We start from the raw sequence: 23,409 nt of genomic DNA, 5'->3' as shown, positions 1-23,409 counted from the left end.
CGTGAAGGGTAGCGGACAGTAGGCGGACGACCCAACGCTCGGGGCCGCCCGCCGTACCGAACCGCGTTTCTAACCGAGCTCGACGTGCGCGCCGAGGCCGTTCAGCTTGCCCTCGAAGTCCTCGTAGCCGCGCTGGATGAGCTTGACGCCATACACCCGCGAGGTGCCCTCGGCGGCGAGCGCCGCGATCAGGTGGCTGAACCCGGCCCGCAGGTCCGGGATCACCAGGTCGGCGGCGTGCAGTTTGGACGGGCCGGCGATGACCGCGGAGTGCATGAAGTTGCGGCGGCCGAACCGGCACGGCGTGCCGCCGAGGCACTCCCGGTACGTCTGGATGGTGGCGCCCATCTGGTTGAGGGCCGCCGTGTAGCCGAGGCGCCGCTCGTACACCGTCTCGTGCACGATCGACAGCCCGCGGGCCTGCGTGAGCGCCACGACCATCGGCTGCTGCCAGTCGGTCATGAAGCCGGGGTGCACGTCGGTCTCCATCGCCACGGCGTTGAGCTCGCCGCCCGGGTGCCAGAAGCGGATGCCGCCGTCGCCGGGGGTGTCGTCGATCTCGAACGCGCCGCCGACGGACGTGAACAGGTTGAGGAACGTCATCATGTCGGCCTGCCGGGCACCGCGGACGAAGACGTCGCCGCGGGTCGCGAGGGCGGCCGCGCCCCAGCTGGCCGCCTCGATGCGGTCCGGGATGGGACGGTGCCGGTAGCCGGTGAGGCGGGGCACACCCTGGATCTCGATGACCCGGTCGGTGTGGACCTTGATGATCGCGCCCATCTTCTGCAGCACGCAGATCAGGTCGATGATCTCCGGCTCGACCGCGGCGTTGCGCAACTCGGTGACGCCCTCGGCGCGCACGGCGGTGAGCAGGATCTGCTCGGTCGCGCCGACGCTCGGGTAGGGCAGCTCAAGCTTCGCGCCGTGCAGCCCGTTGGGCGCGGTGATGTCCATGCCCTTCTCCGACTTCTCCACGACCGCGCCGAACTCGCGCAGCGCCTGGATGTGGAAGTCGATGGGACGCCCGCCGATGTTGCAGCCGCCGAGGTCGGGGATGAACGCGTGGCCGAGCCGGTGCAGCAGCGGCCCGCAGAACAGGATCGGGATGCGGCTGGAGCCGGCGTGCACGTTGATCTCGTCGACGTTGGCCGACTCGACGTCGGAGGTGTCGAAGTGCAGCTCGCCGTCGAGCGGGCCGCGGGTGACCTTGACCCCGTGCAGTTCGAGCAGGCCGGTGACCACTTCGACGTCGCGGATCGCCGGCACGTCGAAGAGCGTGCTCGGGGTTTCGCCCAGCACCGCCGCGACCATCGCCTTGGAGACGAGGTTCTTGGCACCGCGCACCCGCAGCTCGCCAGTGAGCGGCGCGCCGCCATGCACGGTGAGGACGTCACCGGCGTCGTAGTTGGTCACGGAAAACCCTCCTGCAGGCAGGAATTGAAGAGGAGACGTGCTGACGGAGCGTGAACCCGCGCAGCAGCATAACCACATCTACTGCATGCGAGCGCCGACCGCACGTCCGTCATGGCACGAAGACGTGACTCCGACAGCGATCACCCTCCGCGCATCACGGAGGGTGACGGGAAAGTTCTCTTTAGGGCAGCGCCAGCATCCGGTCGAGCGCCACCCGGGCGTAATGCGCGGTGTCGGCGTCGACGGTGATCTCGTTCGGCACGCGGCCGGCGACGAGCTCCTCCAGGGCCCACACGAGGTGCGGCAGGTCGATCCGGTTCATCGTCGAGCAGTAGCAGACGTTGCGGTCCAGGAACATGATCTGCTTGTCCGGGTGCGCGAGCGCGAGCCGGCGGACCAGGTTGAGCTCGGTCCCGACCGCCCACGCCGAGCCGGCCGGCGCCGCCTCGATCATCCTGATGATGTACTCGGTGGAGCCCACGTGGTCGGCGGCGGTGACCACCTCGTGCTTGCACTCCGGGTGGACCAGCACGTTGACCCCGGGCACCCTGGCCCGCACGTCCTCGACGCTGTCGAGGGTGAAGCGGCCGTGCACCGAGCAGTGCCCGCGCCACAGGATCATCTTCGCGTCGCGCAGCTGCTGGTCGGTCAGGCCGCCACCGGGCTTGTGCGGGTCGTAGAGCACGCAGTCCTGCAGCGTCAGGCCCATCTTCAGCACCGCGGTGTTGCGGCCCAGGTGCTGGTCGGGCAGGAAGAACACCTTCGAGCCGCGCTCGAACGACCACTTCAGCGCCGTCTCCGCGTTGGACGAGGTGCACACCACGCCGTCGTTGCGCCCGACGAAGCCCTTGATGTCGGCGGTCGAGTTCATGTACGTCACCGGCACCACGTCACCGGCGATGCCGAGCCGGGTGAAGTGCTCCCAGGCCTTCTCGACCTGCACGAGGGCGGCCATGTCGGCCATCGAGCAGCCGGCGGCCAGGTCGGGCAGCACGACCCGCTGCGTCGCGGAGGTCAGGATGTCGGCGCTCTCCGCCATGAAGTGCACGCCGCAGAACACGATGTACTCCGCGTCGGGCCGGGCGGCGGCCTCCCGGGCCAGCTTGAACGAGTCGCCGGTCACATCGGCGAACTGGATCACCTCGTCGCGCTGGTAGTGGTGGCCGAGCACGAAGACCCGGTCGCCGAGGGCGGCCTTGGCGCGGGCGGCCCGCTCGACGAGGTCGGGGTCGCTCGGCGCCGGCAGGTCGCCGGGACACTCGACGCCCTTTTCCGTGTCGGGGTCGGTGCCGCGGCCCAGCAGCAGGAGTGCGGTGGCGGTTGACGACGGTTCAGCCCAGGTCACCCCTCGATCGTCGCACGCGTGCACCATGACCGAACTGTGACCTAGCAGACGTGCACAATGTCCGGATGCGCGTGCTGGTGTGCCCGGACAAGTTCGCCGGGACGATCTCGGCCGTCGACGCCGCGGAGGCCTTCGCGGCGGGCTGGCACGACGCCCGGCCCGGTGACGAGCTCATCCTGCGACCGCTGTCCGACGGCGGTCCCGGTTTCGCGGGGGTACTGGCAGCGGCGCTGCCGCACGCACGCGTCCTGACCGTGCCGGCGACGGACCCGCTCGGCCGCCCGGCAGAGGGCCACGTGGTCCTCGACGGCACCACCGCGTACGTCGAGAGCGCCGAGACGTGCGGCCTGCACCTGCTCACCGGCAACCTCACCGGCAACCTCACCGGCAACCTCACCGGCGACCTCACCTGCGACGAACGTGACCCGAAGCACACCACGACCTTCGGTCTCGGGACCTTGCTCCTCGCCGCCGTCGAGGCGGGCGCCACCACGCTCGTCGTCGGGCTCGGCGGCAGCGGCACCAACGACGGCGGCGCCGGCCTCCTGGCCGCCCTTGGCGCCGCCCCGCTCGGCGCGGCCGGCTACGCCCTGCCGTACGGCGGAGCGGCGCTGATCGACTGCGTCTCGCTGGGTGGGGTACCCCGGCTGCGGGAGGCCACGGTGATCGCCGCCACCGACGTGGACAGCCCCCTGCTGGGGCTGCGCGGCGCCAGCGCCGTCTACGGCCCGCAGAAGGGCGCGACCAGGGAAGACGTGTTCCTGCTCGACGCGGCGCTGACCCGGTTCGCCGACGTCCTGCAGACGCTGCCGACCGCGCCGCCCGGCCTCGCCGACCTGCCGGGGTCGGGCGCCGCCGGCGGGCTCGGTGCCGCACTCCTCGCGCTGGGCGCCCGGGTCGAGTCGGGCATCGGCCTGGTCCGCCGGCTGACCCTCCTGGACGCCGAAATGGAGGAGGTCTCCCTGGTCGTGACCGGTGAGGGCGCCTTCGACGAGCAGTCCCTGCGGGGCAAGGTCGTGGCCGGTGTGGCGAACGCCGCACGTGATCTCGGCGTCCCCTGCGTGGTCGTCGCGGGCCGGGTCGACGCGGGCCGGCGGGAGGCCGCCAGCATCGGCGTCACCGAGGCCCACGCCCTGGTCGAGCACTTCGGCAGCGTCGCGGAGGCCCTCGCCCGCCCCGCCGACGGGCTGCGGGAACTGGGCGGACGGCTGGCGCTGCAGTGGAGCCGCTAGCGCTCCGGCCCTTCAGCGGAGCCGCTCCAGCTCTCCAGCGGAGCCGCGGCAGCTCTTCAGCGGAGCCGCTCCAGCTCTTCATCGGAGCCGCTAGCACGAAAGCGTGTCACTATGAGAGGGAATGCCGTCGGATGCTGCCGCGTTGAGCTCCGGTGGAACTGTAGACATCACCGCAGGGAGCCTGGATCGTGACCGCTTCGAAGTTTGCCGAGCCTGTTCAGACGGACAACCCGGCCGGCATCGGCCTCACCGCGGATGCCGCTGTCAAGGTGAAGGGCCTGCTCGAGCAGGAAGGCCGGGACGACCTGCGGCTGCGCGTCGCGGTCCAGCCCGGTGGCTGCTCCGGCCTGCGCTACCAGCTCTTCTTCGACGAGCGCTCGCTCGACGGGGACAAGGTCAGCACCTACGACGGCTTCGAGGTCGTCGTCGACCGCATGAGCGTGCCCTACCTCACCGGCGCGACGATCGACTTCGCGGACCGGATCGACGCGCAGGGCTTCACCATCGACAACCCCAACGCCCAGGGCTCCTGCGCCTGCGGCGACTCCTTCCACTAAGCCACCTCACAGAGCCGCTCTCCGCACCCCGGAGGGCGGCTTTGCGCTGTCCCGGGCGTTTATCCGGGCCCCCGCCGGGTGGCCTAGTCTGTTCAGGCCCTGCTGTCTTGAGACCGAGGTTTCCATGAAGATCGTCGTCACCGGCTCGATCGCGACCGACCACCTGATGCACTTCCCGGGCCGCTTCGCGGAGCAGCTCCTGCCCGACCAGCTGCACAAGGTTTCGCTGTCGTTCCTCGTCGACGACCTCACGGTCCGCCGCGGTGGGATCGCTCCCAACATCGCGTACGGCATGGCGCTCCTCGGCCTTGAGCCGATCCTCGTGGGCGCCGTCGGCGCCGACTTCGGCGACTACCGCAGCTGGCTCACCCGGCACGGGGTCGACTGCGACTCGGTCTACGTGAGCGAGATCGCGCACACCGCCCGGTTCGTCTGCACCACCGACGACGACATGTGCCAGATCGCCTCGTTCTACGCGGGCGCCATGTCGGAGGCCCGCAACATCGAGCTGTCCCCGGTCAACGCCCGGGTGGGCGGCATCGACCTGGTCCTGATCAGCGCCAACGACCCGGTCGCGATGGTCCGGCACACCGAGGAGGCCCGGGCGCTCGGCGTCCCGTTCGCCGCCGACTGCTCGCAGCAGCTGGCCCGGATGTCCGCCGACGAGATCCGCAAACTGATCGACGACGCCGCGTACCTGCTGACCAACGACTACGAGAAGGAACTGCTCGAGTCGAAGACCGGCCTCGACACCGAGCAGCTGCTCGACAAGGTCGGCGTGCTCGTCACGACCCTCGGCAAGGACGGCGCGCTCATCCGCGGCCGTGGCCTGCCCGGCGAGATCCACGTGCCGGTCGCCAAGGGCGTCGTGGCCAACGACCCGACCGGCGTCGGCGACGGCTTCCGCGCCGGCTTCTTCTCCGCCCTGTCCTGGGGCCTGGGCCTGGAGCGGGCCGCGCAGGTCGGCTCGATGGTCGCCGCGCTGGTCCTGGAGACCGTCGGCCCCCAGGAGTACGAGATCCTGCCCGCCGAGTTCACCAAGCGCATCGCCGAGTCCTACGGCGACGCCGCCGCCGACGAGATCCGGGCGTTCCTGCCCGCCTGACTATCCCTATCGGTGTAGTAGGAACGGGCGTACAGTTGCCGCTGTGACGATCGTGGTCGTGGCACTGCTCGCCTTCGCCACCGTGGTCGGGCTCGTCTACCGGGCCCGCTACGGTCGCCTCCACGCGGCCGGCGGCGACCTGCCGGAGGGCCTGCTCACCCCGGCCCGCGACACGGTCACCCTGCTGCACTTCTCGTCCGCGACGTGCGCGCCGTGCCGCCAGGTCCGGGCCGTCTGCGCAGACCTGGTCGGCGGCCTCGACGGCGTCCGGCACGTCGAACTCGACGCCGACGAGCACCTCGACGCCGTCCGTGACCTCGGCATCTGGCGCCTGCCGACGCTGCTGGTCGTCGACCGGCGCGGCAACATCGCCCAGCGCACCGTCGGCGTGCCGGACCGTGCGTCCCTGCGCGCCACCGTCACGGAGGTCCTCGCCGCATGATGCTCGATCCTCGCGGCCCGCGGTTCTCCGCCGGCCTCACCGCCATCCTCTTCGTCGTCGTCCTGCTCACCGGCAACGGCTGGCTCGCCCTCGCCCAGGCGGCCGTGTTCGCCATCGGTGCGTACGACCCGAGGCTGACCCCGTACGGGCTGCTCTACCGCTATCTCATCGCGCCGCGGCTCGGCCCGCCGGCGGAGCGGGAGGACGGCGCCCCGGTCCGTTTCGCCCAGGCGGTCGGGTTCGTCTTCGCCGCCGTCACCGTCGTCGGCTACCTGTCCGGCGCTGCCGTCCTCGGCGCGGTCGGCGCGTCGTTCGCCCTGGTCGCCGCGTTCCTGAACGCGGTCTTCGGCCTGTGCCTCGGCTGCGAGGCCTACCTGCTGATCAAGCGCCTCCGCACGGCCTGACCCCGGCCCGCGGCAGCGGGCGTGTCTGCTGGTCGAACGCGTACACGGCCTGCACCAGCCGTTCGGCTGCGGGCGTGTCTGCTGGTCGGGCGCCTGTCCACGGCCTGAGCCGGCCGTTCGGCGGCGGGCGTGTCTGCTGGCCGGGCGCCGGCGTACGGCCTGACCCCGGCGTCCGGTGGCGGGCGTGTGTGCTGGTCGGGCGCGTACACGGCCGCCTGAGCCGGTCGTTCGGCTGCGGGTGTGTCTGCTGGCCGAACGCCTGCACACGGGCCTGGCCCCTCGGCGGCGGGCGTGTCTGGCGCCTCCGCACGGGCCTGACAACCAACCCCCGATCGATCATGATGCTCCGATGAGAGTGTCGTGGGCGATGTCCCGCGCGCAGGACCTACCGCTGCCCGGCCGTTCGGTCGTCGACGGCGCGCCCGCCGCACCGGTCACCCTGGCCGCCGAGTACGTCTTCCCACTGCTGATCAGGCGCGTCCGGCTGCCGCTGGCGGAGGCCGACCGCCCGGCGTTCCTGCGACACGAGCGGCGGATCATGCGGATGCGCTGGGCGCTCTTCGGGGTGCTGGCGGTGTTCGCCGCGGCGGTCGTGGCGGTGTCGACCCTGCCGGGGGTCGGGCTGCTGCCGCTGCTCGGGTTCACCGTCGTAGGGTTCGTCTTCAACCTCGTCTGGCTGGCGGTGCGCGGCGGCCGGCCGGTCCAGTACCCCCTCGTCGCCCTGGGGCGGGTCACGCTGCGCCGGGTCGACCCCGCCGTGGCGCAGGAGTGGCAGGCCGTCGCCGGCGACCAGGTCAGGGTCGACCTCTAGCGCGCCGGACCGGCACCGGATCATTCGCCCGGCCCGCATTGCTCGCCGGGGGTCGAGCTTCAGCGCGCCCGAGCGGCCGCATTACTCGGCCGGCCCGCATTGCTCGCCGGGGTCGACCTTCAGCGCGCCGGAGCGGGCCCGCATTACTCGACCGGTCCGCATTACTGACCGGTCCGCATTGCTCGCCGTCCAGCGCGCCGGGCCGGCACCTCTTACCGCCGGTGTGCTGGTCCGCATGCCGCGGCAATGGTCGATCCGCCTGCCACGACCGCCGCCCGGCTTCCGTTCTACCTGGACGCTACCCCGAGCCTACTAATCGATCTTCGGCGTCGCTACCGTCCGTAGTAATCAGTCGTCAGCGTAGCCCGATCAGCGGAGTTCGACCGTGTGGCGGTCGCCGTCGGTGGAGATGAAGGTGTGGCCGCGCAGCCGGCACCAGGCGGGAATGTCGATCGCGGCGGCCGGGTCGTCGGCGAGGACCTCGATCCGGGTGCCGGGGGACTGGCCGGTGGCCAGCTTCGCCAGCATGATCACCGGCAGCGGGCAGCGCCGGCCGAGGGCGTCCACGACCAGGGGCCCGCTCACATCCCCACCTCCGCCCGCACGTCCGCGACCAGGCCGGGCAGCACCGCGAGGAACCGCCGGACGTCCTCGGTGGACACTGCGCTATGGAGCGAGACGCGGACGTTGCCGTGGGTGAGCACGCCCATCGCGGCCAGGACGTGCGAGGGTCGCAGGGTGTCGGCGGTGCAGGCCGAGCCCGAGGACACCGCGAAGCCGGCCCGGTCCAGGGCATGCAGGAGGACCTCGCCGTCGACGTACAGGCAGGAGAACGTCACGATGTGCGGCAGCCGCTCGACGGGCTCGCCGACCACCTCGACGTCGGGCACGGTGGCGGCGACCGTGGCCCGGATCTCCTCGACCAGCGCGCTCAGCCGGGCCGCCTCCGCCGCGGCCTCGGACTGCACGGCCCGCAGTGCCGCCGCGGCGGCCACCACCGCCGGGACGTCCACCGGCGACTCCCACGGCTGCTCCCAGCGGGTGCCCTTGCGCACGGCGAGGACGCCGACGCCGGCCGGGCCGCCCCACTTGCGGGCGCTGCCGGCGAGGAGGGACCAGCCGGCGGGCAGCGGCACCCGGCCGATCGACTGGGCAGCGTCGACCAGCAGCGGCACCCCGGCCGCACCGCACAACGCGGCGGCGGCGGCGACCGGTTGGACCGTCCCCACCTCATGATTCGCGCTCTGGACCGCCGCCAGGGCCACTTCCGGCGAATCCAGCGCCGTTTCCAGGGCGCCGAGGTCGACCCGTCCGGTCAGCGACACCGGGACCGCGAGGGCGGCGTCGCCGGCGGCCTTGATCACCGCGGAGTGCTCGACCGCGGAATGGACCACGAGCCGGCGGTCGCGGGCCTGCCTGACCCCGGCCACGGCCTGCCGGACCGCGTCGGTGCCACCGGCGGTGAAGTGCAGTTCGTCGGGGCGCGCACCGAGGACCTCGGCGACCGCGGCCCGGGCGGCGTCCAGCAGCTGGCGGGCCCGCCGGGCGGGGGTGTAGAGCTTGCCCGGGTCGGCCCAGCCGTCGTCCAGTGCGGCCAGAAACGCTTGCCGCGCAACGGGATGCGGCGGCATCGCGGTGGCGGCGTCGAAGTAGACACCCACCTGCGCAACGCTATCGCGACCCGGACACGACCACCCCAAGCCGGGCGGACCGCGCATGGTCGAGTACGCTCGCCAGCGTTGGTGAGGCTTGCCGTGCGAGGGACCTTCACAAGGACCGCACGGCGCTGCTAAGGAGGCAGGAGCAGGTGGTCTCAAGAGGTTTGAGCCCCGCGCGCGCCGTCGGGCTCGCCGTCTCGGCCGTCGCGGTGACGACCCTGCTCGCCGGGTGCTCCGTCGACAGTGCGTTCGCCGGGTTCGGTTGGCCGAAGGGCATCACCCAGCAGGGCGACCGCATGTATGACCTGTGGATCGGGTCCGTGGTCGCGGCGCTCGTCGTCGGTGTCTTCGTGTGGGGCCTGATCTTCTGGTGCGTGGTGCGCTACCGCAAGCGGGGCGACGAGCTGCCGCCCCAGACGCGTTACAACATGCCGTTCGAGATCCTGTACACGGTTGCGCCGTTCGTCGTCATCGCCGTGCTGTTCTTCTACACCGCGGTCATCCAGACCGACGTGGACCGGCTGTCCAAGAACCCCGACGTCAACGTCGAGGTCATCGCCTCGAAGTGGAACTGGCAGTTCGTCTACAGCGACACCAAGGGCCCGGACGGCAAGCCGATCACGACCGTCGGCGCCGACGACTACATCCCGGTGCTGGTGCTGCCGGCGGGCAAGTCGGTGCAGTTCCTGGAGACCTCGCGGGACGTCATCCACTCGTTCTGGGTGCCGGACATCCTGTTCAAGCGGGACGTCATCCCCGGTGTGGAGAACAGGTTCGAGATCAAGCTCAAGGACAACGCCGCCGGGGCCTACGTCGGCCGCTGCGCGGAGCTGTGCGGCACCTACCACTCGATGATGAACTTCGAGCTGCGGGTCGTCTCCGCCGAGCAGTACCAGCAGTACCTGGACCTGCGCGGCGCCGGTAAGAGCACCCCGGAGGCCCTCGCGCAGCTGGGCTTCCCCAACGGTGGCTACGCGACGAAGACGCAGCCGTTCGACACCGACCGCACCAAGCGGTCCTCGAGCTGAGAAGGGGCGCACGGCGATGAAGTCAGAAGGACGCTTGTTCTTCGTGCTCGCGTTGTTCGTGTTCGCGATGGCCGCGCTCTACGGCTGGTGGACGAACGTCGCGCCGCACGAGCAGACCGGGCACCGGGGCGTCGAGTGGATCGGCGTGGTCGCGCTGATCCTGTCCGGCCTGCTGCTCACGATGATCGGCAGCGCGCTGTGGCTGATCTCGCGCCGCATCGAGCCGCGTCCCGAGGACCGGCCCGAGGCCGAGATCCACGAGGGCGCCGGTGACCTGGGCTTCTTCAGCCCGGGCAGCTACTGGCCGATCGGCATCGCCCTGTCGGCGGCGATCGCGAGCCTGGGTCTGGCGTTCGACCAGTGGTGGCTCGTTGCGGTCGGCCTGATCTCGGTCATCGTCGCGACCTGCGGCCTGATGTTCGAGTACTACACCGGCACCCGGCGCGGCGCCGAGCACTGATCTGTTGCGAAAAAAGGGGGGCCTCCGCGGAGGCCCCCCTTTTTCATGCGTTCGCTCGTGCCTTGGCCGCGGCGAGCTCGCCGCGTTCCTTGAGGTCCGCGGCGCGCTGCAGGTCGGCGTCGCTCACGACCAGGTTTCCGAACTCGACCACGGCCTGGTAGTACGTCCAGGCGAGGCTGGTGCAGGCCGGTCTGACGAAGGTGTTGTACGTGGCGCACTTCGCCTTCAGGTCCCGGTAGAACGAGTCGTCGATGCGGGACTTGTTGGCCGGGAACTGCCCGACCGCCTTGTAGTTGCGGTAACCGAAGTCGTGCCGGTGGCACGACAGCCGGAAGTCGAAGCCGAGCGGCTGGTCCGGGCTGCTCGAGCAGTAGTCGGTGGACCAGTCGAAGCCGTAGGACGCCCAGTCGGACTGGTGCTGGCGGGCGTCGTTCCAGGCGTTGTAACTGGCGGCGGTCGGCTGTGACCAGGTCGACATGACGGCCAGCTTCTCGTCGATGCTGGCCGCGGCGGCGGGGGATGCGGTGCTGACAATGACGGCCAGCGCGCAAGCGAGCGCGAGGACGGCGGAGCGCCGGAGATTCATGAAGAGATTGTCCAGCCTCAATGTGTACCCGCACGGAACCTGCGCCGAACGGTAGCTACCGAGAGCTGAACGGTCGTTTAGGCCGCTTTGCGCCGTTGCTGCAGGATGACCCGCGAGCGCCGGTCCATCAGCAGGATGACCGGCGCCACCACGATCGCCGCGCCGCAGGCCGTGCAGGCCCGGTCGGGGCAGGTCTCCCGGGGATGGTCGGTGCAGGCCGGTCGCTCGAAGATCCGCTGCCGGGCGCAGGTGTCGCAGTGCAGCTCCATGCCCGTCACCGTCCCACCGCCCGCCGCACCGGCCCAGGACGGCGGGCGGCGTGTCGCATCACTTTTCGGTACCACTCGGCTTCGGGCTCCGCACCGGCGTCTTGGCGGGCGTCTTCGGCTTGGCCGTCGGCGGCAGGAACGCCTCGTCACTCACGCTCGGCGTCGTGTACTGCAGGGTGAGCTGCGTGTACCTACCGGCGTCGGTGGTCCCGTCGAAGAACGCCAGCAGCCCGCCCGGGTTCACGCAGGCCGTCTCGGTCCGGACCCCCTTCGCGGTCACCGACACGCACTGCGCGTCGCCGCGCTTCGACGTGCCGGTCCGCACGTCCTCGCCCTGCGCGATGGTCGCGAGCCGCCCCATCGCCGCCTCGGGTGCCATGAACTCGCCCCCGAACGCGTCGCTGATCGCCTTGGCCTGCGACGGGGACATGGTGTCCACCCCGGGACCTTCGTCGCACTGTACGACCGGCTGAGCGCTCTTCTTGACCTTCGTCGAGCTCGGCGCGGGGGACGGCGCCACGGCCCGGCACAGGTACGTGCCGTCCGGCGTCGAGATGTACGTGACACCCGCGCCCCGGTACGCCCGCCGCGGCATGGACTGCGACACGATCACGGTCGCCCCGGCGGCGGTCGTGTATTGGATCGTCGCGTCCGACTGCAACCCGAGCACCAGCCGGGAGGCGAGACTGTCGACCAGTTCGGGGGCCGGGTTGGCGGACTCCGCCTGCTCCTTGACCGGCGCGCCGCACGACTTCGCCATCATGCCGGCGAAGCCGAGGGTCAACGCGCCCGCGACAACCGCCGACAGCAGCGCCTTCTTCTGAGAATTGGCCACGTTTCGTCAACGGCGGTCCGTGCCCTCCGGGCACGGACCGCCGTTGACGAAACGTGGCTTCGCTGTGCTAGCTGGTGCACGGCTGGCGCCGCGCCCCGGCGGGGGGCTGCGCCACCCCGCGCCCCCCATGCTCGCTGCGCTCGCACTCAAGCCTGTTTCTTCCGCTGTTTCTTCCGCGGCGGCCTTCGGCCGGAAGAGCAGTGGGGGATTCTCACCCCACACCCCCAATGCTCGCTGCGCTCGCACGACCTGCGCCCTGGCGGGCGCGGTCGACTCGGACGCTTGCGCGTGGGCACTCGAAGGACCGGGGGTCCGGGTTTCGGATCGCTCAGGTCTGTCGTCCAACTCGCCTGCTTTGCGCGAGACGCGGAGGCAGGCCCAACCTCCCGGAACCCGTCGATCATCAGCGTGGGCGGCATCGGCGACCTTGACCCACCCGCGCCACGCCAGCCGGGTTTCGCTGACCGCGTCCGCGTGATCGAAGTCGCGGGCTGGTCGTGCGGGTGGTCGGGTTCGCCGGGGGAGCGGAGCGCCGGGGCGTGATCACGGGAGTTTCCGGGCGGCCCCGCCGCCCCCGGAGGGGCGGAGGGGTGGTTACGGCTTGAAGGCGGACCAGCGGGCCACCAGGTCGGTGGCGGCGCCCGAGTCGACGGCGGCGGTGGCGCGGGCGAGGCCCGCCTGGAGCTGGGACGGCAGGTCGGTGGAGGACAGGCCGGCCCGGGCGGCGATGGCGGCGGCTGCGTTGAGCAGGACCGCGTCGCGGACCGGGCCGGGTTCGCCGGCGAACATGCGGTGCGCCACGGCCACGTTGTGGGCCGGGTCGCCGCCGCGCAGGTCGCCCGGGGCGGAGCGGGGCAGGCCCAGGTCGACCGCGTCGATGACGGTTTCGGTGACCGTGCCGCCGGTGACCACCCACACCCTGGTCGGGGCGCCGGTGGTGAACTCGTCCAGGCCGTCCTCGCCGCGCACCAGGAGCACCGAGAAACCGCGGCCGGCCAGCACCGAGGCCATCACCGACGCCATGCGCACGTCGAAGCAGCCGATGGTGGCGGCGGTGGGTTGCGCCGGGTTGGTGAGCGGGCCGAGGAAGTTGAAGACGGTGGGGATGCCCATCTCGCGGCGGGTGGCGGCGGCGTGGCGCATGCCGGGGTGGAAGCGGGCGGCGAAGCAGAAGCCGATGCCGACCTCCTCGACGCAGCGGGCGACCTCGTCGGGGCCGAGGTCGATGGTGACCCCGAGCGCCTCGAGCAGGTCGGCGGCGCCGGTCGAGGAGGAGGCGGCGCGGTTGCCGTGCTTGACCACGGGCACGCCCGCGGCGGCGGTCACGATCGCGGCCATGGTGGAGATGTTGACGGTGTTGGCGCGGTCGCCGCCGGTGCCGACGATGTCGACGGCGGCGTCGCGCTGGGCGGCGCTGAGCGGCACCTTCGGCGCGATGGAGAGCATCATCTCCGCGACGCCGGCGACCTCGGTGATCGTCTCACCCTTGGCGCGCAGCGCGACGACGAACGCGGCGATCTGGCTCGGGGTGGCCGCACCGGCCATCACCTCGCCCATCGCCCAGCCGGCGTCGTCGAGAGCCAGATCCTCGCCCCTGAGCAGGGCGTTGAGCAGCTGGGGCCAGGTCCGCTCGCCCATGGCTCAGCCCTGGACGGGGAGCGAGCGCAGGAGGTCGGACACCGTCTTGCCGGTGATGACCGGGTCCAGGGGGTACATGATCGTGCCCTCGACCCGGGCGTAGGACGCCAGCCAGCGGTCGGCGGCCCGGGCGATCGCCAGGACGACCGGCGGCGGGTTGGTGATCTCGTCCTTGAGCTGGCGGGCGATGCCGAGACCGCCGCCGGGGGTCGCCTCGCCGTCGAGGACCAGAAGGTCGATGTCGGTGTCATCGACGAGGCCGACGACCTCGGCGTAGGTGGAGGCGTCGACGAACTTCACCGACAGGTCGGCCGCGGGACGGCTGCCGATGGCCAGCCGCATGCGGTCGCGGACCTCGGGATCGTCGCTGTACAGCAGGACCGTGTGCTGTGTCATGTGCGCGCTGCTCCTCGTGTGGCGGGTGCCCCGGGGATCGTACCGTCATCGGTGATGGCGATGCCGGTGCGGGCGGACCACTCCTGCTCCTCGAGCCGTTGCCGCTCCTCGCGGTCCAGCCGGCGGTCGACCCGCCTGGCCTCCCGGTCGGACTGGCGCATCCACTGCACGACGAGCACGGCGAGCATCGTCACCGAGACGATCTCGCCGCCGGCCCACAGGATGCCGCCGGCCACGACCTGGTCGTGCGCCGGGTCGGCCCAGGTCAGCCCAAGTGACGGATACCAGTCGCCGCCCAGCAGCTCCTTGCTCTGCATGATGGTCAGCCCGAGGACCGTGTGGAACGGCGTGGACAGGAACATCAGCAGCGCCCGGGCCGGATACGGCCAGCGTCCCGGCAACGGGTCCAGGCCGATGAGCGGCCAGAAGAACAGGCAGCCGACGGCGATGAAGTGCGCGTGGGTCAGCTCGTGCACCCACTCGTGCCGCATGGTCAGCTCGTACAGCCCGGTGAAGTACAGGACGAACGGCGTGACGACGAACAGGCCGAACGCGACCAGGGGGAACGCCACGACGCGCGCGACCCGCGAGTGCACCACGGCGAGCAGCACGCGGCGGCCCCGGGGCGGCAGGGTGCGCAGCGCGAGGGTCACCGGCGCGCCGAGGGCGAGGAAGATCGGCGCGATCATCGACAGCATCATGTGCTGGATCATGTGGACGCTGAGCAGCGTCGTGTCGTACTCCTCGATGCCGGTCATGGTGACCGCGGCGATCGAGCCCAGGCCCGGCCCGAGGAAGAGCACGATCCGCGCGACGGGCCAGCGGTCGCCGCGCCGGCGCAGGCTCAGCACGCCCGCGAGGTAGAGGCCGGCGGCGACGATCAGCAGGAGCGTCAGCCATGACACGTGGAACGAACCGAGGATGCCCGCCGCAGACGGAGGCCCTGGTTCAGCAGCTCGGAACACGTCCCCAGACTATGCCGCCGCACGAAACGCCCCACTCTGGTGGACCCCGTGAAAAGCCGGTGATGATCGGGGGGCAATAATGACGGCGTGACTGCGGCCCCAGCGATTGCCAAGAGCCAGATCCACTCACTGACCAGGCCCAACATGGTCAGTGTCGGGACGATCGTGTGGCTCTCCAGCGAACTGATGTTCTTCGCGGCGCTGTTCGCGATGTATTTCTCGATCCGTGCGGCGGCTCCGGAGCTGTGGCACGAGCACACCGAGGTCCTCAACGTCTGGTATGCGTTGACCTTCACCACGGTCCTGGTGCTGTCGTCCATCACCTGCCAGATCGGCGTGTTCCGCGCCGAGCGCGGTGACGTGCACGGCCTGCGCCGGTGGTTCGCGCTGACCTTCGTGATGGGCCTGATCTTCGTGCTGGGCCAGGTCAACGAGTACGTGACCCTGGTCGGCGAGGGTGTGAAGATCAACGGTGACGGCTACGGATCGATGTTCTACCTGACGACCGGCTTCCACGGCCTGCACGTCACGGGTGGGCTCATCGCCTTCATCATCTATCTGATCCGCACCACCATGGGCCGGTTCACCCCCGCCCAGGCGACCGCGGCGATCGTCGTGTCGTACTACTGGCACTTCGTCGACGTGGTGTGGATCGCACTGTTCGCAATGATCTACTTCCTCCAGTAGGAGTTCGGGCCGCGCGTCACACGCTCCCGGGACCACCCACTCTTTGAGACGACTTAGGTGATGACGACAAAGGTGAGGCCATGACTTCTGAGCAGAGCAAGCGGCCGCTTGCCCGGCTGGTGCCGGGTGGCGCGCGCGCGGCGCGGGGCAAGCTGCGCCGGCGGTTGTCGGCGGCTGTGCGCCTGGTCGCGGCGCTCACGCTCGCGGGCGGCCTCTACACGGCGTACGCACCGGGCGTCGGCCGCGCCGAGGACACCGTGAAGCTGTCCGACGCGGCGGCCAACGGCAAGGCGATCTACGAGGTCAGCTGCATCACCTGCCATGGCCGCAACGCCCAGGGCGTGGAGAACCGGGGACCGAGCCTCATCGGCGTCGGTTCCGCCGCCGTGGAGTTCCAGGTCAACACGGGCCGCATGCCATTGGCCCGCCAGGAGGCGCAGGCCGAGCGCAAGGCGCCGCAGTTCGACGAGAACCAGGCCGCCGAGCTCGGCGCCTACATCCAGGAGCTGGGCGGCGGCCCGCAGCTGCCGAGCGCGGAGAGCCTCGACGAGCAGGTCAAGCAGGCCCGCGGCAGTGACAAGATCCTCGCGCACGGCGGCGAGCTGTACCGGGTCAACTGCTCCTCGTGCCATGCGTTCTCCACCGGTGGCGGCGCGCTGTCCTCGGGCAAGTTCGCCCCGTCGTTGCAGCACTCGACCAACCGTGACATCTACGCGGCGATGCTGACCGGCCCGCAGAACATGCCGGTGTTCGGCAACAACCAGCTGAGCCCGGACGACAAGGCCGCGATCATCGCCTACATCCAGGACCTCAACAAGAACCAGGCGAGCGACCCGGGCGGCTGGAACCTCGGCCGGTACGGCCCGGTGCCCGAAGGCCTCGTCATCTTCCTCGTCGGTATCGCGGCGCTCGTGTTCGCCACGCTGTGGATTGCAGGGAAGTCATGACCACCCACCACCCGTCCGACGACGAGTTCGACGCCAGCGACGCGTCGCTGACCCGGTTCGACCTGGTCAAGGAAGGCGCCCGCCGCGACGGCGTGCAGATCGTGCACTACGCGCCGCGGTTCCCGGTCCCGGGCACCCGCGCGGAGCGCCGCATCGAGCGCGTCCTGGCGTTGCTGTTCCTGCTCACCGGTCTGGCGTCGACCGCGTTCGTGGTCGCCTACATCGCCTGGCCGTGGAAGTACGGCGAGAGCGACTCGACCTACCGCTCGCTCTACCCGTACTACACGCCGGTCCTCGGCGCGACGCTCGGCCTGGCCCTGCTGACCCTGGGCCTGGGCATCGTGGTGTGGAGCAAGAAGCTCCTGCCCGAAGAGGTCTCGATCCAGGAGCGGCACGACGGCCCGTCGGACAGCACCGAGCAGGTGCTGACCTCGGCGACGATCCTGAACATGGGCGACGAGCTCGGCCTCAAGCGCCGCCGCTTCGTCGGCCTGGCGTTCCTCGCCGGTGCCGCGCCGCTCGGTGCGGTCGCCGGTGCCCTGCTCGTCGGCTCGCTGATCAAGGCGCCGACGCAGAACGGCGAGAACGTCTTCTTCACCACCGGCTGGGACCCCAAGAACAACGACGGCAAGCCGGTCCGTCTCACACACGAGGACGGCACCCCGATCCGTCCCGCCGACGTCAGCGTGGGCGGCCAGATCACCGTCTTCCCGGGCATCCCGCACGGCGCCACCAACAAGTGGGCCGACTCGCCGACGCTGCTGATCCATCTGCGCGAGCAGGACGCCGAGGCGACGCTGGGCAACGTCAAGGAGATCAACAAGGGCTCGCAGTGGCAGAACTTCGTGGCCTACTCGAAGATCTGCACGCACGCCGGCTGCCCGGCGAGCCTCTACGAGCAGCAGACCAACCGCCTGCTGTGCCCCTGCCACCAGTCACAGTTCCAGATCACGGACAACGCGCGACCCATCTTCGGTCCGGCCAGCCGCGCCTTGCCCCAGCTGCCGATTACGGTGGACGATGAGGGATACTTCATCGCAACGCAGGACTACAAGATTCCGGTCGGACCGGCCTTCTGGGAGCGGCCATGAAACGGCGCAAGATCGACGTCCGGGCCCTCCCGGCCAACTCCGCCAGGGCCCTCGACGAGCGGTTCCAGGCAGCCACCCCGCTGCGGCGGTTGATGAACAAGGTCTTCCCCGACCACTGGTCGTTCCTGCTGGGTGAGATCGCGCTCTACTCGTTCATCGTCCTGCTGCTCAGCGGCATCTTCCTGGCCCTGTTCTTCGACCCGTCGTTGCGCGAGGTCGTCTACGACGGCAGCTACGCGCCCCTGCGCGGCGTGGAGATGTCGCAGGCGTACAACACGGCGCTGCACATCTCGTTCGACGTGCGCGGCGGCCTGTTCATGCGGCAGATGCACCACTGGGCCGCGCTGCTGTTCATGGCCGCGATCGTGGTGCACATGTTCCGGGTCTTCTTCACCGGCGCGTTCCGCAAGCCCCGCGAGGCCAACTGGATCGTCGGCGTCCTGCTGTTCTGGATGGGCTTCCTCGAGGGCTTCGGCGGCTACTCGCTCCCCGACGACGCGCTGTCCGGCACTGGTCTGCGCATCGCCAGCGCGATCATGCTGTCCATCCCGATCGTGGGCACGTGGGTGACCACGTCGCTGTTCGGCGGCGAGTTCCCCGGCGAGGTGATCCTCGACCGGCTGTACATCGTTCACGTGCTGCTCGTCCCGGGTGCGCTGCTCGGCCTCATCAGCGTCCACATGGGCCTGCTGGTGAAGCAGAAGCACACCCAGTGGCCCGGCCCCGGCCGGACCAACAACAACGTGGTCGGCGTGCGCATGTTCCCCGGCTTCGCGGCCAAGGCCGGCGGCTTCTTCATGATCGTGTTCGCCATGATCGCGGCGCTGGCGGGTCTGTTCCAGATCAACCCGATCTGGCTGTTCGGCCCGTACAAGGCGGCGGTCGTGTCCGCGGCGAGCCAGCCCGACTGGTACGTCATGTTCCTCGACGGCTCGACCCGTCTCTTCCCGGCCTGGGAGATCCGCTTCGACTTCTTCTACGGTGACGGGTACACCATCCCGCCGATCTTCTGGCCGACGGTGGTGCTACCAGGCATCCTGACGATGTTGCCGATCTTCTATCCGTTCATCGAGGCGCGGTTCTCCAAGGACAAAGCGGTGCACAACCTGCTGCAACGTCCCCGCGACAACCCGCTGCGCACCGCCCTCGGCGCCATGGCCATCTCGTTCTACGTGGTCCTGCTGATCTCCGGTGGCAACGACGTCGTCGCGGACAAGTTCCACATCAGCCTCAACGCGATGACCTGGGCCGGCCGCATCGGCATCCTCATCGTGCCGCCGCTGGCCTACTACGTGGCGTTCCGCATCGCGCTCGGCCTCCAGCAGCACGACCGCGAGGTCCTCGCCCACGGCGTGGAGACCGGCATCATCCGCCGCCTCCCCGACGGCAAGTTCGTCGAGATCCACCAGCCGCTGCCCGCCGGCACCGGCAACGGTCACGGCCCGTCGGACGAGGAGGCCCACCACGGCCTCGAGTACGGCGGCTGGGTCGTGCCGAAGAAGATGAACCGCCTCGGCGCCCTGGCCCCGACGGTGAAGGGCTTCTTCTACCCGATCGAGAAGGCGGGCCCGGCCCCGAAGCCGCGCCAGCTCGACGACGACCGGGACCGCGAAGAGATCACCAGCGGCCACTGATCCACCCGCGCGACGCCCCCTGCTTCTCCTGAAGCCGGGGGCGTCGCCGTTTTCCGGCTCCGGTCCGTCGTGGGCGCGGTCCGCCGCTCCCGTCAGCCACCGGTCAGGCCCTGACGGCCTTCCCTGCCACCGCCGCGGACAGTTGCGCAGTCACGACCTGCGGCCGTGACAAGCCCGCGGCCGCGGCCGGCCGCGACGCGACCTGCGGCCGCGACGGTTCGCCGTGGGCGGATCTGCCGACGGCGAAGCGGTCTGGGCGGGGCCGCCCGGCACGCCTACGGTGCGCAGATGGACCCGGTCGAGTTGCTGCCCCGCATGCTGTACCTGCTCCCGTCCCCGGTCGGCCACGCGTACCTCTGGTGCGGCCCCGACGGGCTGACCCTCGTCGACACCGGCCTGCCGGGGTCCGCGCCGCGGCTGGCACGCGCCGTCGAGACCCTCGGGCACCGGCGCGGCGACCTCCGGCAGATCCTGCTCACCCACGCGCACGTCGACCACGTCGGATCGGCCGCGGACATCGCCGCCTGGGGCGACGTCAGCGTGGCCGCGCACCGCGACGACGCCCAGGTCATCAGGGGCGGGGCGGAGAACCCGCCGCCGGTGCTGGAAGGCTGGGAGCGGCAGCTGTACGACCAGGTCCACGCGAGCATGCCCGACGACCGGCCGGCTCCGGTCCGGGTCGACCGGGAGCTGCGCGACGGCGACCTCATCGACCTCGGCGGCGGGGTCCAGGCCGTCGCCGTCGCCGTGCCGGGTCACACCCCGGGCAGCGTCGCGTTCCACCTGCCGGAGCACGGGGTCCTGTTCACCGGCGACACGATCGCCCGCGCGCCGGACGGCACGGTCATGCTCGGCGTGTTCAACGCCGACCCGGCGCGGGCGACGGCGTCGTTCCACCGCCAGGCCGGTCTCAGGCCGGGGATCGCCTGCTTCGGCCACGGCGAACCGCTCACCGAGGACACCGCGGCCAGACTCGTCGAGGCCGCCGGACCACGCTGACCGGGCGCCCGCCGTACCCCCGGAAAAACGCTACGGCGAGAACCAGCCGGCGACGCGGGTTGCCAGGAGGGTGCCGTGGCGGGCCCAGGTGAAGTGGTCGATCGGGGAGCCGGCCTCCGCCGCGGAGTAGTGCGCGCGGGTGACGGACGCGGCCGACAGCTTCGCCGTCAGGAGGTCGACCGTCGGCGCGGGCGTGTACTGGTCGGTCTCCATGTCGACGGCCAGCACCGGCAGTTGCACGCCGGGCAGCGCGGCCTCGATGTCGACGCCGGCCAGGGCCGGGTAGCGGCCGGTCCGGGCGGTGTGCGCCCAGTCGCGGATCACGCCGCGGGACTGGCGGCCGCCGAAGCCCCACCCGGGCCAGACGCCGAGGACCGCGGACGTGGCGGCCAGGGCGGACGTGAACGCGAGCGTGGAGGGGGCGCGAAGGCCCGGGTAGCAGCGCCAGTACGGCAGGCCGACCGCGAGCAGCGCGAGACCGTCGACGCCCGGGTCCAGGCCGGCGGCGTGCCGGGTGGCGAGGTGCAGGGCGCACGCCTGGCCGCCGAGGGAGTGCCCGACGAGCAGGGTGCGCCGGCCGGCCCGGCGGGGCTTGAGGATGTCGAGGACGGCCTCGACGTCGGCGGTGAGGTCGGCGAGGCCGTACCGGGAGGCGCGGGACGGGCGCGGGGTGGACGAGCCGGTGCCGCGCAGGTCGGCCACGACAACCTCGATGCCGGTGGCGTTCAGCGCGGCGGCGAAATGCCGGTAGTAGCGGGCCGGGACGCCCATCGCGGGCCACAGCACGGCGAGGGTCGCGGCGTCGTCGACCGGATACGTGTGCAGCGCCAGGCGGTCGGTGCCTCGGTCCAGGAACTGGTCCAGGAACTCCATGGATTCGTAGGGTAGAGGTAGGAGGTTACTGGTGAGTAAGAAGTGTGACCCAGGCTACTGTGCGGTGCGTGAAGCCAATCGATCTGTCCCAAATGCGCCTACCCGGCGCGCCTACGGTCAGCCCTGACGGCAGGACCGCCGTCGTGGCGGTGAGCCGCCTCGAGTTCGCGGCCGACTCGTACACCTCCCAGCTCTGGCTCCTGCACACCGACGGGAGCGCCGCGCCCACCCAGCTCACCCACGGATGGCACGACAGCGCCCCGCGGATCTCGCCGGACGGACGGTGGCTCGCGTTCCTGCGCGCGACGAAGGCGGCGGGAAGCCGGGCGGGCGGCGCCAAGGCCGAGCACGACAGCGCGCCGCAGCTGTGCGTCCTGCCCCTCGCAGGCGGTGAGCCGCGGCGGCTGACCGACCTGCCGCTGGGCGCCGGCACGCCGGCCTGGTCGCCGGACAGCGCCCGGCTTGCGTTCTCCGCCCGGGTGCCGGACGAGGGGCGCTACGGCACCGGCAAGACCGAGGACGGCGAGAAGATCGGCGCCGACGGGGAGGCGCCCCGGCGGATCACCCGGTACTTCTACCGCGTCGACGGCCTCGGGTTCCTGCTGGACCGCCCGGCGCACCTGTTCGTGACCGACCTCGACGGCACGGTGACGCAGGTCACCGACGGCGAGCGCAGCCACGGCGACCCGGACTGGAGCCCCGACGGGCAGTCCCTGGCGTTCGTCTCCGAGCGGCACGACACCTGGGGCGACGACCTTGCCGCCGACGTGTGCGTCATGCCGGCCGGTGGTGGCGAGATCCGGGCGCTGACGGACACCACGTTCAGCGTGGCCCTGTGCCGGTGGGCGCCGGACGGCCGCTCGGTCCTGTTCACCGCCAACCTCGCCGGCGAGGGCCGGGTCGACCCGGTGGTCCGCAACGAGTCCCTGTGGTCGGTGCCCGTCGAGGGCGGGGCGGTGAAGCAGCTGCTCGACCCGGAGGCGTACACCCTCGCCGCGCCCGGCGGTGACATCGCCGCCACGGATCGCGGGGTCCTGTTCACCAACGAGCACCGCGGCGCGGTCCAGCTGCTGCGGGTGCCGTTCGACGGGGGTACCCCCGAAGTGCTGCTCGACGGTGAGCGGCAGGTCGCCGGTTTCGGCGTCGCCGGTGACACCGTGGTCGCGACCATCGCCGGCCCGGCGGACTGGGGCGAGGTCTACGCCGGTGACCGCAAGCTGTCGGACTTCTCGGCAGCGTTTCTGGGCAGCGTCACGGCCCTCGAGCAGGTCGAGATCAACGCCACGGCCCCGGACGGCTACCCGGTGCACGGCTGGGTGGTCAAGCCCGCCGGCGACGGCCCGCACCCGGTGCTGCTCATGATCCACGGAGGGCCGTTCGCGCAGTACGGCTGGCGGCTCTTCGACGAGGCGCAGGTGTACGCCGGCGCCGGCTACGCGGTCGTCTACGGCAACCCCCGCGGCTCGTCCGGCTACGGCGAGTCGCACGGCCGGGCGGTGCGCGGCAACGTCGGCGAGGTCACCGCCGCCGACCTGCTCGCCCTGCTGGACGCCGCCCTGGCGGAGGACGACCTCGACGCCGACCGGGTCGGGGTCCTCGGCGGCTCGCACGGCGGGTTCATGACCACGTGGCTCGCCGGCATGCGCGGCGACCGCTTCAAGGCGGCGATCTCCGAGCGGGCCGTCAACGCGATCGACAGCTTCCAGGGCAGCTCGGACATCGGCTGGGTGTTCGCGGACTCCCTGTACGGCGCCGACGGCGGCTCGTTCGAGCAGCAGAGCCCGCTCACCTACGCCGGCAAGATCGACATTCCGATGCTGATCATCCACTCGGAGCAGGACTGGCGCTGCCCGGTCGAACAGGCCCAGCGGTTGTTCGTGGCGCTGAAACGGCGCGGCACCCCGGTGGAGCTGCTGCTGTTCCCGGGGGAGGGGCACGAGCTGTCCCGCTCGGGCCGCCCGTCGCACCGGGTGGCCCGCTTCGACGCGATCCTGGACTGGTTCGGCCGACACGTCTAGAAAGCCGGGGGCGGCC

25 protein-coding genes are annotated in these 23,409 nt (G+C 71.1%); 14 read left to right on the top strand and 11 right to left on the bottom strand.

Annotation, left to right across the window (positions count from 1 at the left end; genetic code table 11):
- Window positions 1-69 precede the first annotated feature (69 nt).
- Both murA and nadA read right to left on the bottom strand, forming a co-directional pair.
- Complete coding sequence (murA, locus tag ACFPIJ_RS20535) at window positions 70-1,413, bottom strand: UDP-N-acetylglucosamine 1-carboxyvinyltransferase (RefSeq protein ID WP_380116754.1); 1,344 nt, start codon at window positions 1,411-1,413, stop codon at window positions 70-72.
- A gap of 181 nt (window positions 1,414-1,594) precedes the next feature.
- The gene (nadA, locus tag ACFPIJ_RS20530) at window positions 1,595-2,785 is read right to left on the bottom strand and encodes a quinolinate synthase NadA (RefSeq protein WP_380116753.1); all 1,191 of its coding nucleotides are present in this window, start codon (window positions 2,783-2,785) and stop codon (window positions 1,595-1,597) included.
- 38 nt (window positions 2,786-2,823) lie between these two features.
- Here nadA and ACFPIJ_RS20525 point away from each other — a divergent pair, with 38 nt between their 5' ends.
- The 6 genes from ACFPIJ_RS20525 to ACFPIJ_RS20500 all read left to right on the top strand — a co-directional run bounded on the left by ACFPIJ_RS20525 (window position 2,824) and on the right by ACFPIJ_RS20500 (window position 7,309).
- Window positions 2,824-3,990 (top strand): glycerate kinase family protein, encoded by a 1,167-nt coding sequence (locus ACFPIJ_RS20525; RefSeq protein WP_380116752.1) that lies wholly within the window; start codon window positions 2,824-2,826, stop codon window positions 3,988-3,990.
- A gap of 188 nt (window positions 3,991-4,178) precedes the next feature.
- Window positions 4,179-4,547, top strand: a complete 369-nt coding sequence (locus ACFPIJ_RS20520) for a HesB/IscA family protein (protein ID WP_203852616.1) — start codon at window positions 4,179-4,181, stop codon at window positions 4,545-4,547.
- Window positions 4,548-4,671: 124 nt separating this feature from the next.
- Window positions 4,672-5,652 carry a carbohydrate kinase family protein gene (locus tag ACFPIJ_RS20515; RefSeq protein ID WP_380116751.1) on the top strand — a complete coding sequence of 327 codons (981 nt, stop codon included), beginning with the start codon at window positions 4,672-4,674 and terminating at the stop codon, window positions 5,650-5,652.
- A gap of 43 nt (window positions 5,653-5,695) precedes the next feature.
- Window positions 5,696-6,094 carry a TlpA family protein disulfide reductase gene (locus tag ACFPIJ_RS20510; protein ID WP_380116750.1) on the top strand — a complete coding sequence of 133 codons (399 nt, stop codon included), beginning with the start codon at window positions 5,696-5,698 and terminating at the stop codon, window positions 6,092-6,094.
- The gene (locus ACFPIJ_RS20505; protein WP_380116749.1) at window positions 6,091-6,498 is read left to right on the top strand and encodes a DUF4395 domain-containing protein; all 408 of its coding nucleotides are present in this window, start codon (window positions 6,091-6,093) and stop codon (window positions 6,496-6,498) included. Before ACFPIJ_RS20510 ends, ACFPIJ_RS20505 begins: the two co-directional genes overlap by 4 nt.
- 349 nt (window positions 6,499-6,847) lie before the next feature.
- On the top strand, window positions 6,848-7,309 hold the full coding sequence (locus ACFPIJ_RS20500; protein WP_380116748.1) for a hypothetical protein: 462 nt from the start codon (window positions 6,848-6,850) through the stop codon (window positions 7,307-7,309).
- Between the two features lie 369 nt (window positions 7,310-7,678).
- On the opposite strand, the gene ACFPIJ_RS20495 is transcribed toward ACFPIJ_RS20500, so the two are convergent.
- Together ACFPIJ_RS20495 and ACFPIJ_RS20490 are read right to left on the bottom strand one after the other, a co-directional pair.
- Complete coding sequence (locus ACFPIJ_RS20495) at window positions 7,679-7,894, bottom strand: sulfurtransferase TusA family protein (protein WP_380116747.1); 216 nt, start codon at window positions 7,892-7,894, stop codon at window positions 7,679-7,681.
- Entirely contained in the window at window positions 7,891-9,027 is a 1,137-nt protein-coding gene (locus ACFPIJ_RS20490) for a cysteine desulfurase family protein (protein WP_380116746.1), read from the bottom strand. The genes ACFPIJ_RS20495 and ACFPIJ_RS20490 overlap by 4 nt, the downstream gene beginning before the upstream one ends.
- Window positions 9,028-9,116: 89 nt before the next feature.
- On the opposite strand from ACFPIJ_RS20490, the gene ctaC reads away from it, so the two are divergent.
- Together ctaC and ACFPIJ_RS20480 are read left to right on the top strand one after the other, a co-directional pair.
- Window positions 9,117-9,995 carry an aa3-type cytochrome oxidase subunit II gene (ctaC, locus tag ACFPIJ_RS20485; RefSeq protein ID WP_380116745.1) on the top strand — a complete coding sequence of 293 codons (879 nt, stop codon included), beginning with the start codon at window positions 9,117-9,119 and terminating at the stop codon, window positions 9,993-9,995.
- A gap of 16 nt (window positions 9,996-10,011) precedes the next feature.
- A complete protein-coding gene (locus tag ACFPIJ_RS20480; RefSeq protein ID WP_380116744.1) occupies window positions 10,012-10,455 on the top strand; it encodes a cytochrome c oxidase subunit 4 in 444 nt (147 codons plus the stop codon).
- A 43-nt stretch (window positions 10,456-10,498) separates the two neighbouring features.
- Here ACFPIJ_RS20480 and ACFPIJ_RS20475 read toward each other — a convergent pair whose 3' ends face one another.
- The 6 genes from ACFPIJ_RS20475 to ACFPIJ_RS20450 form a co-directional block, all read right to left on the bottom strand.
- Window positions 10,499-11,041 carry a phospholipase gene (locus tag ACFPIJ_RS20475; protein WP_380116743.1) on the bottom strand — a complete coding sequence of 181 codons (543 nt, stop codon included), beginning with the start codon at window positions 11,039-11,041 and terminating at the stop codon, window positions 10,499-10,501.
- A gap of 77 nt (window positions 11,042-11,118) precedes the next feature.
- Window positions 11,119-11,319, bottom strand: coding sequence for a hypothetical protein (locus tag ACFPIJ_RS20470; protein WP_380116742.1), 201 nt, complete (start codon window positions 11,317-11,319; stop codon window positions 11,119-11,121).
- A gap of 49 nt (window positions 11,320-11,368) precedes the next feature.
- A complete protein-coding gene (locus ACFPIJ_RS20465) occupies window positions 11,369-12,145 on the bottom strand; it encodes a hypothetical protein (RefSeq protein ID WP_380116741.1) in 777 nt (258 codons plus the stop codon).
- Between the two features lie 594 nt (window positions 12,146-12,739).
- Entirely contained in the window at window positions 12,740-13,783 is a 1,044-nt protein-coding gene (gene trpD, locus ACFPIJ_RS20460; protein WP_380116740.1) for an anthranilate phosphoribosyltransferase, read from the bottom strand.
- 3 nt (window positions 13,784-13,786) lie between these two features.
- Window positions 13,787-14,179 carry a hypothetical protein gene (locus ACFPIJ_RS20455; RefSeq protein WP_380116739.1) on the bottom strand — a complete coding sequence of 131 codons (393 nt, stop codon included), beginning with the start codon at window positions 14,177-14,179 and terminating at the stop codon, window positions 13,787-13,789.
- The gene (locus ACFPIJ_RS20450) at window positions 14,176-15,102 is read right to left on the bottom strand and encodes a cytochrome c oxidase assembly protein (RefSeq protein WP_380116840.1); all 927 of its coding nucleotides are present in this window, start codon (window positions 15,100-15,102) and stop codon (window positions 14,176-14,178) included. Before ACFPIJ_RS20450 ends, ACFPIJ_RS20455 begins: the two co-directional genes overlap by 4 nt.
- Before the next feature lie 129 nt (window positions 15,103-15,231).
- Between ACFPIJ_RS20450 and ctaE the strand changes: the two genes are divergently transcribed.
- The 5 genes from ctaE to ACFPIJ_RS20425 all read left to right on the top strand — a co-directional run bounded on the left by ctaE (window position 15,232) and on the right by ACFPIJ_RS20425 (window position 20,502).
- Window positions 15,232-15,831, top strand: a complete 600-nt coding sequence (ctaE, locus tag ACFPIJ_RS20445; protein WP_327009073.1) for an aa3-type cytochrome oxidase subunit III — start codon at window positions 15,232-15,234, stop codon at window positions 15,829-15,831.
- Window positions 15,832-15,911: 80 nt separating this feature from the next.
- Window positions 15,912-16,778, top strand: a complete 867-nt coding sequence (qcrC, locus tag ACFPIJ_RS20440) for a cytochrome bc1 complex diheme cytochrome c subunit (protein WP_380116738.1) — start codon at window positions 15,912-15,914, stop codon at window positions 16,776-16,778.
- Entirely contained in the window at window positions 16,775-17,869 is a 1,095-nt protein-coding gene (qcrA, locus tag ACFPIJ_RS20435; protein ID WP_380116737.1) for a cytochrome bc1 complex Rieske iron-sulfur subunit, read from the top strand. Before qcrC ends, qcrA begins: the two co-directional genes overlap by 4 nt.
- Entirely contained in the window at window positions 17,866-19,503 is a 1,638-nt protein-coding gene (gene qcrB / locus ACFPIJ_RS20430; RefSeq protein ID WP_380116736.1) for a cytochrome bc1 complex cytochrome b subunit, read from the top strand. Before qcrA ends, qcrB begins: the two co-directional genes overlap by 4 nt.
- Before the next feature lie 288 nt (window positions 19,504-19,791).
- Window positions 19,792-20,502 carry an MBL fold metallo-hydrolase gene (locus tag ACFPIJ_RS20425; protein ID WP_380116735.1) on the top strand — a complete coding sequence of 237 codons (711 nt, stop codon included), beginning with the start codon at window positions 19,792-19,794 and terminating at the stop codon, window positions 20,500-20,502.
- 30 nt (window positions 20,503-20,532) lie between these two features.
- Here ACFPIJ_RS20425 and ACFPIJ_RS20420 read toward each other — a convergent pair whose 3' ends face one another.
- Window positions 20,533-21,375: an alpha/beta hydrolase family protein gene (locus ACFPIJ_RS20420; RefSeq protein ID WP_380116734.1), complete on the bottom strand. Its 843-nt coding sequence runs from the start codon at window positions 21,373-21,375 to the stop codon at window positions 20,533-20,535.
- Window positions 21,376-21,443: 68 nt separating this feature from the next.
- On the opposite strand from ACFPIJ_RS20420, the gene ACFPIJ_RS20415 reads away from it, so the two are divergent.
- Entirely contained in the window at window positions 21,444-23,393 is a 1,950-nt protein-coding gene (locus ACFPIJ_RS20415; RefSeq protein WP_380116733.1) for a S9 family peptidase, read from the top strand.
- Window positions 23,394-23,409 lie beyond the last annotated feature (16 nt).

The sequence above is a fragment of the Dactylosporangium cerinum genome (assembly GCF_042653625.1).
GTDB lineage: Bacteria > Actinomycetota > Actinomycetes > Mycobacteriales > Micromonosporaceae > Dactylosporangium > Dactylosporangium cerinum.
This window is presented reverse-complemented; position numbering and strand designations above follow the sequence as displayed.

Coding starts and splice junctions, on each gene's coding strand:
- nadA (WP_380116753.1), bottom strand. CDS start 2,785: ATGGTGCACGCGTGCGACGATCGAGGGGTGACCTGGGCTGAACCGTCG.
- ACFPIJ_RS20525 (WP_380116752.1), top strand. CDS start 2,824: ATGCGCGTGCTGGTGTGCCCGGACAAGTTCGCCGGGACGATCTCGGCC.
- ACFPIJ_RS20515 (WP_380116751.1), top strand. CDS start 4,672: ATGAAGATCGTCGTCACCGGCTCGATCGCGACCGACCACCTGATGCAC.
- ACFPIJ_RS20505 (WP_380116749.1), top strand. CDS start 6,091: ATGATGCTCGATCCTCGCGGCCCGCGGTTCTCCGCCGGCCTCACCGCC.
- ACFPIJ_RS20500 (WP_380116748.1), top strand. CDS start 6,848: ATGAGAGTGTCGTGGGCGATGTCCCGCGCGCAGGACCTACCGCTGCCC.
- ACFPIJ_RS20490 (WP_380116746.1), bottom strand. CDS start 9,027: ATGCGCGGTCCGCCCGGCTTGGGGTGGTCGTGTCCGGGTCGCGATAGC.
- ACFPIJ_RS20480 (WP_380116744.1), top strand. CDS start 10,012: ATGAAGTCAGAAGGACGCTTGTTCTTCGTGCTCGCGTTGTTCGTGTTC.
- ACFPIJ_RS20475 (WP_380116743.1), bottom strand. CDS start 11,041: ATGAATCTCCGGCGCTCCGCCGTCCTCGCGCTCGCTTGCGCGCTGGCC.
- trpD (WP_380116740.1), bottom strand. CDS start 13,783: ATGGGCGAGCGGACCTGGCCCCAGCTGCTCAACGCCCTGCTCAGGGGC.
- ACFPIJ_RS20455 (WP_380116739.1), bottom strand. CDS start 14,179: ATGACACAGCACACGGTCCTGCTGTACAGCGACGATCCCGAGGTCCGC.
- qcrC (WP_380116738.1), top strand. CDS start 15,912: ATGACTTCTGAGCAGAGCAAGCGGCCGCTTGCCCGGCTGGTGCCGGGT.
- qcrA (WP_380116737.1), top strand. CDS start 16,775: ATGACCACCCACCACCCGTCCGACGACGAGTTCGACGCCAGCGACGCG.
- qcrB (WP_380116736.1), top strand. CDS start 17,866: ATGAAACGGCGCAAGATCGACGTCCGGGCCCTCCCGGCCAACTCCGCC.
- ACFPIJ_RS20425 (WP_380116735.1), top strand. CDS start 19,792: ATGGACCCGGTCGAGTTGCTGCCCCGCATGCTGTACCTGCTCCCGTCC.
- ACFPIJ_RS20420 (WP_380116734.1), bottom strand. CDS start 21,375: ATGGAGTTCCTGGACCAGTTCCTGGACCGAGGCACCGACCGCCTGGCG.